Origin of the sequence: Sphingomonas sp. AP4-R1 (assembly GCF_013113735.1) — a bacterium.
Lineage (GTDB): Bacteria > Pseudomonadota > Alphaproteobacteria > Sphingomonadales > Sphingomonadaceae > Sphingomonas_I.
The window spans coordinates 585,294-600,540 of the sequence record NZ_CP053346.1 but is presented as its reverse complement, the minus strand read 5'-3'; the positions used below and the strand labels follow the sequence as shown (position 1 = coordinate 600,540).

Annotated in this window: 19 protein-coding genes; 13 read left to right on the top strand and 6 right to left on the bottom strand. The window is 66.7% G+C overall.

Annotated features, from left to right (window positions below; all coding sequences use genetic code 11):
• Positions 1–296: 296 nt before the first annotated feature.
• From HL653_RS02925 to HL653_RS02905, 5 genes are all read right to left on the bottom strand, one after another.
• Complete coding sequence (locus tag HL653_RS02925) at positions 297–614, bottom strand: hypothetical protein (RefSeq protein ID WP_171743186.1); 318 nt, start codon at positions 612–614, stop codon at positions 297–299.
• Positions 611–886: a flagellar biosynthesis anti-sigma factor FlgM gene (gene flgM, locus HL653_RS02920; RefSeq protein WP_171743185.1), complete on the bottom strand. Its 276-nt coding sequence runs from the start codon at positions 884–886 to the stop codon at positions 611–613. The genes HL653_RS02925 and flgM overlap by 4 nt, the downstream gene beginning before the upstream one ends.
• Positions 887–957: 71 nt before the next feature.
• Complete coding sequence (locus HL653_RS02915) at positions 958–1,500, bottom strand: flagella basal body P-ring formation protein FlgA (protein ID WP_171743184.1); 543 nt, start codon at positions 1,498–1,500, stop codon at positions 958–960.
• A 216-nt stretch (positions 1,501–1,716) separates the two neighbouring features.
• The gene (locus HL653_RS02910) at positions 1,717–2,166 is read right to left on the bottom strand and encodes an OmpA family protein (protein WP_171743183.1); all 450 of its coding nucleotides are present in this window, start codon (positions 2,164–2,166) and stop codon (positions 1,717–1,719) included.
• Positions 2,163–2,837: a MotA/TolQ/ExbB proton channel family protein gene (locus HL653_RS02905; protein ID WP_171743182.1), complete on the bottom strand. Its 675-nt coding sequence runs from the start codon at positions 2,835–2,837 to the stop codon at positions 2,163–2,165. The genes HL653_RS02910 and HL653_RS02905 overlap by 4 nt, the downstream gene beginning before the upstream one ends.
• Before the next feature lie 216 nt (positions 2,838–3,053).
• On the opposite strand from HL653_RS02905, the gene flgB reads away from it, so the two are divergent.
• The 13 genes from flgB (at position 3,054) to HL653_RS02840 (ending at position 14,119) form a co-directional block, all read left to right on the top strand.
• On the top strand, positions 3,054–3,425 hold the full coding sequence (gene flgB, locus HL653_RS02900; RefSeq protein ID WP_171743181.1) for a flagellar basal body rod protein FlgB: 372 nt from the start codon (positions 3,054–3,056) through the stop codon (positions 3,423–3,425).
• Between the two features lie 3 nt (positions 3,426–3,428).
• Positions 3,429–3,833: a flagellar basal body rod protein FlgC gene (gene flgC / locus HL653_RS02895; RefSeq protein WP_171743180.1), complete on the top strand. Its 405-nt coding sequence runs from the start codon at positions 3,429–3,431 to the stop codon at positions 3,831–3,833.
• Complete coding sequence (locus tag HL653_RS02890; RefSeq protein ID WP_171743179.1) at positions 3,830–4,510, top strand: flagellar hook assembly protein FlgD; 681 nt, start codon at positions 3,830–3,832, stop codon at positions 4,508–4,510. The genes flgC and HL653_RS02890 overlap by 4 nt, the downstream gene beginning before the upstream one ends.
• Positions 4,511–4,545: 35 nt before the next feature.
• Positions 4,546–5,847 carry a flagellar hook protein FlgE gene (locus HL653_RS02885; RefSeq protein WP_171743178.1) on the top strand — a complete coding sequence of 434 codons (1,302 nt, stop codon included), beginning with the start codon at positions 4,546–4,548 and terminating at the stop codon, positions 5,845–5,847.
• A gap of 23 nt (positions 5,848–5,870) precedes the next feature.
• Positions 5,871–6,614, top strand: coding sequence for a flagellar basal-body rod protein FlgF (gene flgF, locus HL653_RS02880; RefSeq protein ID WP_171743177.1), 744 nt, complete (start codon positions 5,871–5,873; stop codon positions 6,612–6,614).
• A gap of 25 nt (positions 6,615–6,639) precedes the next feature.
• Positions 6,640–7,428 (top strand): flagellar basal-body rod protein FlgG, encoded by a 789-nt coding sequence (gene flgG / locus HL653_RS02875; protein ID WP_171743176.1) that lies wholly within the window; start codon positions 6,640–6,642, stop codon positions 7,426–7,428.
• Positions 7,429–7,433: 5 nt separating this feature from the next.
• A complete protein-coding gene (locus tag HL653_RS02870) occupies positions 7,434–8,135 on the top strand; it encodes a flagellar basal body L-ring protein FlgH (RefSeq protein ID WP_171743175.1) in 702 nt (233 codons plus the stop codon).
• A gap of 11 nt (positions 8,136–8,146) precedes the next feature.
• Entirely contained in the window at positions 8,147–9,253 is a 1,107-nt protein-coding gene (locus tag HL653_RS02865; protein WP_171746743.1) for a flagellar basal body P-ring protein FlgI, read from the top strand.
• A gap of 83 nt (positions 9,254–9,336) precedes the next feature.
• Positions 9,337–9,654, top strand: a complete 318-nt coding sequence (locus HL653_RS02860) for a rod-binding protein (RefSeq protein WP_253718216.1) — start codon at positions 9,337–9,339, stop codon at positions 9,652–9,654.
• Complete coding sequence (gene flgK / locus HL653_RS02855) at positions 9,651–11,117, top strand: flagellar hook-associated protein FlgK (protein ID WP_171743174.1); 1,467 nt, start codon at positions 9,651–9,653, stop codon at positions 11,115–11,117. The genes HL653_RS02860 and flgK overlap by 4 nt, the downstream gene beginning before the upstream one ends.
• Before the next feature lie 11 nt (positions 11,118–11,128).
• Positions 11,129–12,049 carry a flagellin gene (locus tag HL653_RS02850; protein WP_171743173.1) on the top strand — a complete coding sequence of 307 codons (921 nt, stop codon included), beginning with the start codon at positions 11,129–11,131 and terminating at the stop codon, positions 12,047–12,049.
• A 108-nt stretch (positions 12,050–12,157) separates the two neighbouring features.
• A complete protein-coding gene (gene motA, locus HL653_RS02845) occupies positions 12,158–13,021 on the top strand; it encodes a flagellar motor stator protein MotA (RefSeq protein ID WP_171743172.1) in 864 nt (287 codons plus the stop codon).
• A gap of 135 nt (positions 13,022–13,156) precedes the next feature.
• Positions 13,157–14,119 (top strand): flagellar motor protein MotB, encoded by a 963-nt coding sequence (locus HL653_RS02840; protein WP_171743171.1) that lies wholly within the window; start codon positions 13,157–13,159, stop codon positions 14,117–14,119.
• A gap of 208 nt (positions 14,120–14,327) precedes the next feature.
• Here HL653_RS02840 and HL653_RS02835 read toward each other — a convergent pair whose 3' ends face one another.
• Positions 14,328–15,218 (bottom strand): transglycosylase SLT domain-containing protein, encoded by an 891-nt coding sequence (locus tag HL653_RS02835; RefSeq protein WP_253717480.1) that lies wholly within the window; start codon positions 15,216–15,218, stop codon positions 14,328–14,330.
• Positions 15,219–15,247 lie beyond the last annotated feature (29 nt).

The window sequence follows — 15,247 nt, the reverse complement described above, 5'->3', positions numbered from 1 at the left end:
TTTACGGGTGGCCCAAAATGTCCCCGTTTTTCCCGAAAACGTTCGTGCTGAGCCTGTCGAAGCACCGTCTTTCTTGCTGCAAGCGCTGGCCCGGCAGGAAGAGCGGCACTTCGACAGGCTTAGTGCGAACGGGGATTGGAGGCAGGGGTTTGCCGCCCCGCTGCCGGACCGGCGGGATGGCGGCAATCAAGCGCCGTGCGCAGGTGGTGGCCGAGGTCTTAGGAAAGCGCTGGAAAGTCGGGAAAATCAGGAACCGGCAAGAGGCTGCCGGCAAGCATTTGCCGGATTTTGCCGGGTCAGGCCATCCGGCCCGAGCGGCCATAGGCGCCGCTGGTGGTGCGGCCGGCGAGCGTGTGCAGCCGCTCCATGCGGCGACGGGTGTCGTCCGCCAGATAATTGATGCGGCCGCTCGCCTCGCTGCTCAGACGCAGCGCCTGGAGCACGCGATCGCGCAGATCGGCCCGCTCGCGCCAGCCGCCGGCCGAGGCGACGGCGGCGATCGCGCCGGCCATGCCGTGCGTCAGGCTCTCGATCTGGCCGAGATCGCCGGCATCGAGCGCGGCGACCAGAGCCGCTTCGCGTTCGATCAGCGCGTCGAGGGCTTCGGCGGTCACTTGGAGGTGCCGGGCAGATCGATCGCGATCATGCGATCGGCGATCGCCTGCGGATTGATCTGATAGGTGCCGGCGGCCAGCGCCGCCTTGATCGAGGCGACCTTGTCGGTATCGATCGGCGCGCCCTGGGCGGCCAGCATCGCTGCCGGGCTGGCGGGCACGGTCTCTTCGGCGGCGGCGGTCGAGCTGATCGGCGCCCCCGACTTCGCGCCGGTGGTGCGGACCATGTCGATCATACGCTGCGTGCCCGTGGGGCCGATCGCAGAAATCATCGTCACTTCCTTTCGCATCGCCAGCCCGACCGCTCTCTACTCTACGATCAGGATAACGGCACCAAACGCAATCAGTTAAATCCTGGTAATCTCACACGACCCGCTTCGACCACTTCGGCGAACACGATCTGGCCCTGCGGCTTGCCATCCTGTTCAGTTTTCACGCGAATTCTTTTTCCCGGCGCGCCGTCTTCCTGTGCGGTCGCAGACACGCTGACGCTGAAACCGCCGGTATCGGCGACCAGATCCACGGGATCGCCGCGCCGCACGACCGGCTCCACCTTCATCGGCATCGGCGCGGCCGCGCTATAGGCGGCGGCGGAAACGGTCGACGTGGTCTGCAGTCGCTGGATCGGCACGCGGATGCGCCAGCCGATCGACGGGCAGCGCAGCGCCACCGCGCCCAGTGCGGGCGGATCGATCGTCACCGGCTGCTGGCAGGTGGCCAGCTTCATGCGACGATCGATCGGGCTGGCGGGGCCACCCGGCTCACCGATGCCCGCGCCGAGCGCGTTGATCAGACGAGCCTCCAGCGCATCCAGATTCTGGAAGGGCGCAGCTGCAGCCGGCGATGCCATCGCCAGAAGCGGAAGGAGAAGCGTTACAGGTTTCATATCCGCCGCCATGCAACAGATGTGCCAACAATTTGGTAACCTGTCGGCGAGCTGGGCTCGATGTGGAAGAGGTCGAAGCGACTTCGGAATGGTTTATCCCAGACTTGCCACCCTGAACTTGTTTCAGGGTCCAGGGCCCGACCGTCGCACCAAGCGTAGAGGGCGGTTCATGGGTACTGAAACGAGTTCAGCATGACAAAGCAGGAGAAGGAGCGGTTATTCGGCCACCAGCGACAGGCGCTGCGGGCGGCCCTCGGTCCGATCGATCGCGAGCAGGACGCGATCTTCGGAGATACCCTGCGCCACGAGCGCGCGTGCGACGGACGCGGCGCGCGCGGCGGCCAGCTCCCACGCATCGAGGCGGCTGGTCGCGCGATCCGCGCCCAGGCTTTCGAGGCGGATGCGCCCGCGTCCGGCGGGCACGCGCGCGGCGAAGGCGGCGATCTGGCGCCGGCCATCCCCCGTCAGCACGGCCTCGCCCGGCTCGAACAGGCGGGCGGCGACGAGCTGGGAGGCGATTTCGGGCGCATGCTCTTGGGGCGCATCGGGAAGGCCGGCGGCGAGCTTCGTCTTGTCCGGCTTCGCCTGCGCAAGGATCAGGAAGCCCAGCATCAGCAGGCAGAGATCGGCGAAGCTGATGGCCCAGCGGGCGCGGACCGCCCTCATCGGGACAGGCTGCGCGCGAGACTGCGCTGCAGGCCGATCGCCTGATCCAGCTCGGCGCGCGCGAGGCTCTTGAAATGGATGAGGGTGCGCTCCTGCCAGGCCAGTTCGGCTTCCGACAGGCGCTCCAGCCGATCGGCGATCGGGCCCGCGAAGAGATTGGCGACGATCAGGCCCAGCAACGTGGCGACGAGCGCGCTCGCCATCGGCGCTCCGATCTGCGTGGCGTCGGCCATCTGGCGGAACATGCGGATCAGACCGATCACGGTGGCGATCATGCCCATGGCGGGCGCGGTATCGGCCATGGCGCGCCAGAAGGCGACCACGCCGGCATGGCGGCGGCGACGCGCGTCCAGCGCTTCATCGGCCCATTCGGTGAATTCCAGGCTGGAGCGCGCATCGGACAGGCGGCGGATCGCCTCGGCCAGGAAGCGGCCGGTGGTGGCGACGCGATCGACGCAGACGATGCTCTTGGTCTCCACGATCGCATGCACGCGCGAAACGGCGGCGCGCGCGACGGCGGCATCGGCCTCCGGATCGGCGCGCAGAAGCGGGCGGAGCGCGGCGAACGCGCCCTCGATCTCGCGACGGGTCGCGCGCAGGCTCGCGACGAGCAGCGCGCCGCCCACCACGAGCGCGAAGGCGAGCGGGTCCAGCCAGGCCAGGATCGTCAACGCACCATCCCTTTACGCACCGCTCGCTCCCGCCCGGCAAAACTTTGCCGGCAGCGGCAAAATCTTGCCGGCCGGCCCGAATTGGCGCCCGCAAAGAGAGATGGAAGCCTCCGTCGCCAAACTGGCACGCCGTTTGCATCGCTGTCTGCGGGGCCGCTTTGGCCACTGTTATTCACGACCGGTTGGCGCCGGTCTTTAGCGAAGGAAGGGACAAAGATGGCCGATGATCCGCTTTTCGGCGTCCACGGAAACGCACTGGCGCTCCGCTCGCAGCGTATGGCGATGCTGGCGTCCAATATCGCGAACGCCGCGACGCCGAACTACAAGGCGAAGGACTTCGATTTCCAGAAGGCCCTCGCCGCCGCCAGTGCCGACAATACGAGCGGCGACACGGGCGCCAGCCTCGACAGCGCCGTGGATGGCGCGACGGGCTACCGCGTGCCGCTGCAGGCCAGCCTGGACGGCAATACGGTGGAGCTTTCCACCGAGCAGACGCTCTTCGCCGAGAATGCCGTCCAGTATCGGGCGACGCTCTCCTTTCTCCAGGGCCGGATCGGCACCGTCATGACGGCGCTGAAGGGAGAATAAGGCATGGCCAACAACTTTTCCGTCTTCGACATTTCGGGTCGCGCCATGTCGGCGCAGCTCGTGCGGCTTTCGACGAGCGCGTCGAACCTCGCCAATGCCGGCTCGGTCGCGACCAACAAGGCCGATGCCTTCCGCGCGCTGAAGCCCGTCTTCAAGACGATCGGCGGCGAGCAGGGCACGGCCACGGTGGGCGTCACGCAGGTGGTCGCCAGCCAGACCGAGCCGACGCAGCGGCACGATCCGAACAATCCTCTCGCCGACAAGGACGGCAACGTCTGGGAAGCCGGCGTCGATAGCGCGGCCGAGCTCGTCGAGATGATGGAGACGTCCCGCCAGTATCAAAACAACGTCCAGGTTCTGCAGACCGCGAAGTCGCTGACCCTCGACACTCTGAGGCTCGAGAAATGACCATATCCTCCGGCAACTCCTATCTGGACTCGCTCACGAACGCCTCGTCCTCGGCGGGCGCGGCCGCGACCAAATCGAACCAGACGATCGACCAGTCCGGCTTCATCAAGCTGCTGACCGCGCAGATGGCCAATCAGGACCCGACCGCGCCGATGGACAACAACCAGATGGTCCAGCAGATGGCGACCTTCAGCCAGGTCGCCGGCACGACCCAGATGAACCAGACGCTGACCTCGATGGCGTCGGACATCGCCGCCAGCCGCTTCGGCAGCGCCTCCAGCTGGGTCGGCCATGCCGCGCTCGTCTCGTCCGATATCGCGGCGGCCGCCTCGAACGGCGCCTATGCCGGCGAGATCACGTTGCCGTCCGATGCCAGCGCGCTGCAGCTCACGCTCGTCGATAGCAGCGGCCAGGTGGTGCACAGCGCCAATCTGGGCGCGCACTCGGCCGGCGCCGTGAACTGGAGCTGGGACGGCAAGGACGACAGCGGCAACGCCGTCGCCGGCCCCGTGCAGCTGATCACCACCGCGAAGGCGGCCACCGGCACCGGCAGCGTCACCGCCACCAATTCCGTGTGGACCGAGATCGCCTCGGTCCAGTCGCCGGTGAGCGGATCGACCAAGCTGATCACCGCGCTCGGCAATTACGCGCCGTCCGACATCAAGGCCGTTTCCTGAACCCTTCCCCGAACCCAGTTTTCCAGGAGTAACCCATGTCCTTCTTCACGTCGCTTTCGGGGCTCAAGGGCGCCCAGTCGGACCTCGCGGTCATTTCGAACAACGTCGCGAACGTCGCGTCGATCGGCTTCAAGAAGAGCCGCGCGGAATTCGGCGATCTGATCTCGGCCTCGCCGCTGCAGTCCGGCAACGTCGCCGGCCAGGGCACGCGCCTGAAGTCGATCAGCCAGCAGTTCACGCAGGGCGGCTTCCAGACCTCCGATCGCGCGCTCGATCTCGCCATTTCGGGCCAGGGCTTCTTCGTGACGCAGACCGGCTCGCAGATGAGCTTCACGCGCAACGGCTCCTTTTCGGTCGACGAGAACCGCTATCTGGTCGACAGCAACGGCGCCTATGTGCAGGTGCTGCCGGTCGATACGTCGGGTGCCGTGACCGCGACGGGCATCTCGTCCGCGCAGAATCTGCAGGTGCCGCTCTCCGCCGGCCGCCCGAAGGCGACCAGCGCGCTGGACCTGTCCGCGACCTTCCCCAGCGACGCGGACCTGCCGGCCAATCGCAGCGCCTATACCGCGACCTTCCCCTACAAGTTCGATCGCTACGACTCGCAGAGCTACAATTATTCCAGCGCGACCACGGTCTATGACAGCGCCGGCAACCCGCAGCAGGCGACGATCTATTACACGCGAGTCTCGGCGCCGACCGCGACTGATACCACCAGCAAGTGGGAAGCCCGCCTGTTCGTCGGCGATCAGCAGGCGAGCGCCGACGGCCTCCCCATCACCGATCCGCCCGCGCCGCTGGAGCTGACTTTCGCGGCGGACGGCTCGCTGACCTCGCCTTCGGCGGCGATCCAGTTCTCGTCGGTGCTGCCTTCGGGCGCGTCGGAGCCGATCGGCATCAACCTGAGCTACAACACCTCGACGCGTCAGGCCGCCTCCACCTTCACGCCCGGCGCCTTCCACCAGGACGGCAAGGCCGCCGGCCAGCTGAACAATGTCGCGGTCGGCTCGGACGGTCTGATCACCGCCACCTTCTCGGACGGCACGACCAGCAAGCTCGGCAAGATCATGATCGCCAACTTCGCCAACCCCAATGGCCTGCGCCAGCTGGGCGACGCGCGCTGGGGATCGACCGGACTTTCGGGCGAGGCGATCGTCAGCGAGGCGGGCTCGGGCTCGGCCGGGCTCATCCAGTCCGGCGCGCTGGAGCAGGCGAATGTGGACATCACCGAGGAGCTGGTCGCGCTCATCACCGCGCAGCGCAACTTCTCGGCCAATTCCAAGGCGATCGAAACTGCGAACAACATGACGCAGACGATCGTGAACCTGCGGTCGTAAGCGCGGTCACGGGGAGCTAGGCCATGGATCGGCTCATCTATTCATCGCTGGCGGCGATGCGGGGCGCGATGTCGCGACAGGCGACGATCGGCAACAATCTCGCCAACGTGAACACCACGGGTTTCCGTGGCGAGATGACGCACGCCCAGGCGATGTGGCTCTCCGGCAAGGGGCTCGATACGCGCGCCACGGTTTCGGGCGAGGTGTCAGGCGCGGACATGAGTGCCGGCACCGTCTCCGAAACCGGCCGCAGCCTGGACGTGGCGGTGGATGGCGATGCGATGCTGACGGTGCAGGCCGCCGACGGATCGGAGGCCTATACCCGCCGCGGCGACCTGATGATGAGCGACACCGGCCTGCTCACCACCGGCGACGGCAAGCCCGTCGTCGGTGAGGGCGGCCCGATCACGCTGCCGCCCTACGACAAGCTCTCGATCGCCAAGGACGGCACGATCTCGATCGTGCCCGCCGGCGGCAATCCGAACGACGTGCAGGTGGTCGACCGGCTGAAGCTGGTCAGCCCCGCCGGATCGCAGATCGCCAAGGGATTGGACGGACTTTTCCGGGAAACTTCAGGTGGCACGCTTCCTGCAGATCCCGATGCGAAGGTGCGCGGCGGGGCTCTGGAAGGATCCAACGTCAACGCCTCTTCGGCGCTGATCGACATGATCGACGCCAGCCGGTCCTGGGAGACGCAGGTGAAGATGATCACGACCGCCCAGGACATGGACAAGTCCGCCGCCGACCTCATGCGCCTGCCCGATTGAGCCGGCACCCGAAGGATAGACAGAGATGACCAACGCCGCCCTCCACGTCGCCCGCACCGGGCTCGATGCGCAGAACGAGCGCATGCGCGTGATCGCCAACAATCTGGCGAACGTGAACACGACCGGCTTCAAGCGCGAGCGCGCCCAGTTCGAGACGCTCGCCTATCAGTCGATCACGGCGCCCGGCGCGCCATCGTCGGCCGACAACAAGTACGCGACCGGCCTCAATCTGGGATCGGGCGTCTCGATCGCCGCCACCTCGCGCAGCGACTCGCAGGGCTCGCTCCAGCAGACGGACAATGCGCTCGACATGGCGATCGAGGGCGGCGGCTTCTTCCAGATCACGCGCCCGGACGGCACGATGGCCTATACCCGCGACGGCAGCTTCCAGCTGTCCGATCAGGGCACGATCGTCACGTCGGACGGCATGCCGCTGACCCCGCAGATCCAGGTGCCGGACGGCGCCACGCAGATCACCGTGGGCGCCGACGGCACCGTCTCCGCCACGATGCAGGGCGCGACCGCGCCGACCGTGCTGGGCCAGATCCAGACCGCGCGCTTCATGAACCCCGCCGGCCTGCAGGCCGTGGGCAGCAATATGCTGGTGGAAACGCCCGCCTCGGGCGCGCCGCAGGTGGGCAATCCCGGCGTCGACGGGCGCGGCACCGTGCGCTCCGGCAACCTCGAATCCTCGAACGTCAACGTCGTGGAAGAGCTGGTCGACATGATCGAGACCCAGCGCGGCTACGAAGTGAATTCGAAGCTGATCAAGGCGACGGACGAAATGCTCCAGACCGCGAACCAGCAGCTCTGATCGCCATGCGCATCACCCTCGCCCTCATCGCCGGCCTCGCCGCCGGCACCGCGATCCTCGCGCTTTCTGCGCCGGCCAGTGCGGGTCTGCTCGGCCCCAGCAAACAGCAGAAAGCGGAAAGGGCCGCGGCCTATGCCCCGGCTTATGCGCCCAGCACGGCCGCGCCCGTCGCCGACGGCGCGATCTATCACGCGGCTTACGGCTATGCGCCGCTGATCGCCGGCATGCGCGCCGCGCAGGTGGGCGATGTCGTGACGATCACGCTGGTCGAGAAGACGCAGGCCGTGAAGGCCAACAGCGCGTCGACCGACCGCAACGGATCGATCAGCATCACGCCGCCGCCGACCGGCCCGCTGGACTTCATCAAGAAGACCGACATCGACATTTCCGGCGGCAGCACGTTTGCCGGCAAGGGCAATGCCGCGCAGTCCAACGCGCTTTCGGGCGAGATCAGCGTGACGATCGCGCAGGTCTATCCGAACGGCACGATGCTGGTGCGCGGGCAGAAGATGCTCACGCTCAACCGCGGCGACGAGATGATCCAGATTTCCGGCATCATCCGCCCGGCCGACATCAGCTTCGACAATCGCGTGCTCTCCACGCGCGTGGCCGATGCCCGCATCACCTACACCGGCAAGGGCGAGATCGCCCGTGCCAGCCGCCAGGGCTGGCTCAACAAGTTCTTCTCGATGCTGAGCCCTTTCTAGGACCGATGATGATGTTTCGCCCGATCCGCATCCTGATCCTCCTCGTCGCCGCGGCGCTCGCCGGGTTCGCGCCCGCGCAGGCCGAGCGCATCAAGGATCTCGGCACCTTCCAGGGGCTGCGTACCAACCAGCTGACCGGCTACGGCATCGTCGTCGGCCTCGCCGGCACGGGCGACGACAGCCTGGATTATGCGGTGCAGGGGATGAAGGGCGTCGCCTCGCGCTTCGGCCTGACGATGCCGGCGAACATCAATCCGGCGCTGAAGAATGCGGCCGCCGTGATCGTCACCGCCGATCTGCCCGCCTTCGCGAAGCCCGGCCAGAAGCTGGACATCACCGTTTCGGCGCTGGGCAAGGCCAAGTCGCTGCGCGGCGGCACCCTGCTGATGGCGCCGATGCAGGGCGCCGACGGCCAGGTCTATGCGATGGCGCAGGGCAATCTCGCCGTCGGCGGCCTCGGCATCGATGCGGCCGACGGATCGAAGGTGACCGTCAACGTGCCGACTGCCGGCCGTATTCCCGGCGGGGCGACGGTAGAGCGCGCGGTGGACGCGGGCTTCGCCACCACGCCCGAAATCCTGTTCAACCTGTCCGAAGCCGATCTCACCACGGTGGGTCGCGTCGCCGCCTCGATCAACACGAAGTTCGGCATGGGCCGGGCGCGCGCGATCGATGCCGCCACGGTCGCGATCCAGGCGCCGCAGGGTGCCGAGATCCGCACCGCGCTGATGGGCGAGATCGAGGATCTGCTGGTCGATCCGGCCGACGCCCCGGCGCGCGTGATCGTCAATGCCCGCACCGGCACGGTCGTGATCAACGGCGCCGTCCGGATCGCGCCGGCCGCCGTCAGCCACGGCAAGCTAACCGTGAAGGTCAACGAGAATTACCGCGTCTCGCAGCCCGAGCCCTTCAGCCAGGGCCAGACCGCCGTGGTGCCCAAGAGCGGCATCACCGTGGACGAGGAGAAGAAGCCGATGTTCCGCTTCGCCCCCGGCGCGAGCCTGGCCGATATCGTCAAGGCCGTGAACGCCATCGGCGCGTCGCCGGCCGATCTGGTCGCCATCCTCGAGGCCCTGAAGCAGGCGGGCGCGATGAAGGCGGATCTGGTGGTCCTGTGACCGATCCTCTCTCCTCCTTCTCCTCGCCGGTCTCGTCGGCGGCGACGGGCGCCTCGACCGCTGCCAGCAAGGCGGACGCGAAGCTGAAGACCGTCGCCAAGCAGTTCGAGGCGGTGTTCCTGCGCCAGATGATCGGATCGATGCGATCCGCTTCGCTGAGCGACGGCATGTTCGATTCGAGCGCGACGCAGCAGTTTCGCGACATGAGCGACTCCAAGCTGGCCGACAGCATGGCCGACAAGAGCGTGCTGCACGTGGCCGAGCTGCTGGTGAAGCAGTTCGGCGCGACGCTGTCCGGCAGCGCCGCCACCTCCGCCACCGCCGCCGGCAATGCCGCTCCGGCAACCGGCAATGCCTTGCCGGGGGCGGCTGCCGCATCAACGAAGGGTGAGAGCGAATGAGCGATCTTCTTTCGATCGGCCGGTCGGGCGTGCTCGCCTATCAGGGCGCGCTGCAGACGATCGGCGAGAACGTCACCAACGCGGATACGGCGGGCTATTCGCGCCGCTCGGTCGTGCTCAAGGAGCAGTCGACCTATTCGGGCGCATTCAGCCTCAATCGTTCGGCGAGCGCGTTCGGCGGCGTGCAGGCTGCCGGCGTCCAGCGCGTGTGGGATCAGTACAAGGCCGCCAACGCCTGGGCCACGAACAGCGATTCCAGCAACGCCAGCACGCGCCTTCAGTATCTCTCCACGATGGAGACGATGATGAACGACACCAACAATGGTGTCGGCACGCGGCTGACGGCGGTGTTCACCGCGGCCACGCAGCTTTCGGCCAACCCGGCAGATCCCAGCCTGCGCCAGGCTTTCCTGGGCGCGATCAACGACGTCACCACCGCCTTCCGCACCACCGCGTCTAACCTGAGCAGCCTTTCGAACACGATCGGCACGCAGGCGCGGGTGCAGGTCGATCAGACCAACAATGCGCTGGATGCGCTGGCGAAGGTGAACCTCTCGCTGAAGCTGGCCGCCGTCAATTCGCCGGCGCGCGCGCAGCTGGAGGATCAGCGCGACAATATCCTGGGCACGCTCTCCGGCTCGATGGCGATCGACACGAGCTTCGAGGCGGACGGGTCCGTCACGGTGCGCATGAACAATTCGACGGGGCCGGTCCTCGTCTCCAGCAAGTCCACGATCCCGTCGCAGGTCCAGCTGCAGTCGGCGAGCGACGGGCAGCTGCAGATTTCGGTGCGTGGCGAGGACAATCTCGTCCAGACGGCGATCCCCACGGGCGGCACGCTCGCGGGTCTGGTCGGCGCGGCGACGACCGCCGCCGATCGCACGCGGCAGCTGAACGGCATGGCGACCGACTTCGTCACCATGCTGCACGATTTCCAGACCAACGGCGTCACCGATGCGGGGATTCCGGGCCGGGATCTGGTGACGGGCACGGATGCGGCCTCGATCGGCATGGCCGTGACCGATCCGCCGATCACCGTGGCGGACATCGCCGCGGCGACGCCGGGCGCCGCGATCCCGGCCGATCCGAACGCGCCCGCGCCCGATCCCAATGCGCCGGCTCCCGATCCGAACGCGCCGGTGACGCCCACGCCGGTGCAGATCGGCGTGGCCAACGGCAATCTGCTCTCGCTCGTCGCGAATTCGCGCGGTTCGGACGGGCTGGAGCAGCGCTGGAAATCGATGGTCACGGATCAGGCGCTGCAGGTGTCGTCCGCCAAGCTGCAGGACAGCGCGGCCTCGACCAGCAAGGACACCGCCTACAGCGCGCTCGACGCGACGACGGGCGTGAGCCTGGACAATGAGGCGGCCGAATTGCTGCGCTTCCAGCAGGCCTATTCCGCGTCCGCCAAGGTGATCCAGACGGCGCGCGAAACCATGCAATCCATTCTCGACCTGTTCTGAGGATTTGATCGATGATCGGCGCGACCCGCTATCAGTCCAGCCTCGAGATCCAGCGGCAGAGCAATCTCGCTGCGGAGATTTCGAAGCTTCAGACGAGCATCTCCACCAATCAGCGCATGTCGGCGGCGTCGGACGATCCGGCGGCGGCCGCGCGCGTGTCCGATATCCGCCAGATCCAGTCGAACAATGCGACCTGGCTGAAGAACATCACCACCGGCGCCGGCATCGCCGCGACCGCCGATACGGCGCTGTCGACGCTGTCCACCACGATCCAGCGCGCCAAGGAGCTGATCATTGCGGGCGCGAACGACACGAACGCCAATGTCGATCGCACGCAGATCGCGGCCGAACTGCGCTCGATCGCGGACGAGATCACCACGCTCAGCAATGCCAAGGATCCGAACGGGCAGCCGCTCTTCCCGACCGGCAGCCCCCTGCTGATCCCGGTCGCCAACGGCCAGAGCATCGCCGCGACCTCGTCCGCGAAGGACATCTTCGGATCGGTCACGACCGAGCATGGCACGCAATCGATCACGGACGTGATCAATTTCGCGGCCACGGCGCTGGAGGCGAAGGTCGACGACAAGATTCCCTATACCGACGCGAATGGCGAAACGACGGACGTCGACGGCAATCCGCTGACGATGACGCGCGCCGAGGCGCTGACCTTCAGCGTCTCCTCGATCAATGCGGCCGACGATCATATCGGCACCGCCCGAACCGAGCAGGGCCTGCGCGCGCAGCGGTTCGACGACGCCAAATCGCTGATCGACAGCGGCAATGACGATCTGAAGATCGAGCGTTCCTCGCTGGAGGATACGGACACCACCGCCGCCGTCACCAGCTTCCAGGCGAAGCAGCTGGCGCTGCAGGCGGCGCAGACGATGTTCGCGCAAACGCACAAGAGCACCCTGTTCGATCTGCTCGGTTGAAATTGCGGTTAATGCCGCATCAACCATAAAGGCAGGGATTCCGGGACGTTAATCATAACAGGCGGGACAATCCCGCATCTGTCGATCCAACGCCGGGGGAAGCTTTACATGTTCGCAGGAATCGGCCTGGTCGTCCTCCTCGCCATGGTGTTCGGCGGTTTCGCTTTCACCGGCGGCTCCCTGGGCCCCGTGATGGAAGCGATCCCGCACGAGATGATCATCATCGGCGGCGCCGCGATCGGCGCCATCGTCGCGGGCAATTCCATGAAGGAACTGAAGCAGTTCGGCGGCGGCTTCGCGAAGGTCTTCAAAGGCCCGAAATACAAGAAGCAGGATTATCTCGACACGATCTTCCTTGTGTCGAAGCTGATGAAGATGCTGCGCACGGACGGCCCGGTCGCACTGGAGCCCCACATCGAGGATCCGAAGTCCTCGGCGGTGTTCGGCGAATATCCGAAGCTGCTGAAGGACAGCACGCTGATCCACATGATCACGGATACGCTGCGCCTGGTCGTCATCTCGTCCGGCACGCTGGATCCGATGGCGGTCGAGGACGTGATGGACAATGCGCTGAAGACGCACCACCACGACGACATCCGCCCGGCGGACATGCTGCAGAATCTGGCCGACGCGCTGCCGGCGCTGGGCATCGTCGCCGCCGTGCTCGGCGTGGTGAAGACGATGGGCTCGATCGACAAGCCGCCCGCCATCCTGGGCGCGATGATCGGCTCGGCGCTCGTCGGCACCTTCATGGGCATTCTGCTCGCTTATGGTGTCGTCGGTCCCTTCGCGAACCGCTGCAAGCAGGTGATCGAGGGGGATGCCGCCATCTACGGCGTGGTCAAGCAGATCATCATCGCCTCGCTCCATGGCCACCCGCTGCCGCTGGTGATCGAGGCGGCGCGCTCCGGCATCACCCATGCGAACCAGCCGGCCTTCGCCGACGTGTTCGACGGCATGCGCGGACGGTAATTGTTCTGGAATTCCGCACCGGCCCACACCCCCACCCGGCCGCCCATGCAGAATATCCTAGATGGGCGGTCGGGTGGGGGTGTGGGCCGGTGCGGGTTTCGCGCCAGCGAAACAAAGAACGAAGGATAACCACTCATGCCGGCACCAGCGAAAAGGGGGAAGAACGAACCCGAACCCCGGCCGATCATCGTCAAGAAGATCATCGCGGAAGGGCATGGCGGCCATCATGGCGGCGCCTGGAAGGTGGCCTATGCCGATTTCGTGACGGCGATGATGGCCTTCTTCCTGCTGATGTGGATCCTCGGCGCCACCACCGAGAAGCAGCGCAAGGGCATCGCCGATTATTTCGCGCCGACGATGATCACGCTCAAGCAGAAGAGCGCGGGTGCCAACGGCTTCATGGGCGGCGATTCGATCACGTCGGTGGACCATTATCCGCACCGTGCAGGGCAGACCGGCAGCAAGAGCCTGACCGTGCCCAAGAGCGCGATCGGCGGCCCCTCCGAGGCGGAGCGCGTCAAGGAGAAGCGCCGCTTCGGCGTTCTCGTGAAGATGCTGATGGAGAAGATCCAGAAGGATCCGGCGCTGAAGAAATTCGCGCAGAACATCCGCTTCACCGATACGCGCGAAGGGCTGCGGATCGATCTGGTCGACAAGTCCGATTTCTCGATGTTCGCGGTGGGCACCACGATGCTCAATCCGGATGCGCGCGCCCTGATGGCGCAGGTGGCGGAGCTGGTGATGGCGGCGCCCAACCCGGTGATCGTGCGCGGCCATACCGATGCCTTGCCGTATGCGCGGGATCGCACGGTGAACAACTGGACCTTGTCCAGCGGCCGCGCCGATGCGACGCGCCAGGCGCTCGCTCTGGCGGGCGTGCCGCAGGGCCGCTTCTACCGGATCGAGGGCGTCGCCGATCGCGAGCCCTATATTCCGGGCGACCGCTACGATCCGCGCAACCGCCGCATGTCGATCACGCTGGCCTATATGGACGGCGGCAATCCGGACAAGCCCGAGGGCGGCGAGGACAATGCGACCGGCGCGGACGTGCCGATGACGGCGGGCGCGCCGAAGCCCGAGGCGGTGCCGGCGCATTGAGCGTGAAGGGGGGGGCGGGCGATGAGGATGCCGCTTTGCTCTCCCGCTCTTTCCTAATCCCGTTTGGTTCGAGCTTGTCGAGAACTGGCGAGGCTTCGAGCGAAGTCGAGAAGCCGGGATACGGAGCACGGGCGCTCGGCTCCGCTCGATCCCTGAGCGTTCTCGACAAGCTCGAACCAAACGGAGAGGGGTAAAGGAAGAAACCCGCTCAGGTGAGCGGCATCGAAAGCATCAGATAGGCGAGCTTCGCCTGCGCCGGCGTCGGGCGCAGCACGTTCATCCGGCCCTGTTCCAGCGCGGCGAGCGTCTGGGCGATATCGCCGGAGGTGGAGGGATCGGTCGCGATCGTGTCGTCCACCGCGAGGCGGAAGCCGTTGGTGCCGGTCGTCGGCGGCGCGCTGACGAGATCGCCCGCTTCCACGCCGAAGGACGATGCGCCGCCGGCCGCCGCCGCGCCGCCGACCGTGTCGGCGCCATTGTTGGCGAGCTTCTGTCCCATCAGCGAATAGACTTCGGAGAGGCTGCGCGCCCCGCCCGAACGATCGTAGAAGATCGAGCGATTCGCCTGCGCCTCGCGCGGGAAGAGCGATGCCGCGCTCGCATTGGGCGCGGAGTTGCAGGCCTGCAGGAAGCGCGTCGCGCCGCCGAGGCCCAGAAAATGGCACATGTAGAGATCGGTCGACGTGGCATCGCGGCCGATCGAGCGGTTCAGGCTCTGCGCATTGTCGCTGGCATAGGAGGCGGCCATCAGCGCCGCCGGGCCCGCCTGCTCGCGCAAATTCATCACGGCCTGACGATATTGCGGGGCGACGGTGAAGCCGCCGCCGGCTTTCGGGGTGATCGCATCCGCCGCCCAGCCGAAGCCATGCTCCGTGCCGTGGCGCTTCACCACTGCGAGCCAGCTCTGGTCGAGAAACTGATAGAGGCCGGTGGCGCTGCTGTTGCCCGCCTTGGCGGTGGGGTTCAGCCCGCTCTCGCTCTTAGCCTGTGCGAGCAGGTACGAGAAATCGACGCCCGTGCGCTGCGCCGCTGCGCCGATCGCGGAACGCACGTCATCGCGCGCGCTTTCGATACTGGAGGGCAGACGGCTGATCGACACGGTACGCGAAGGCTCCACATGGCTTCGCG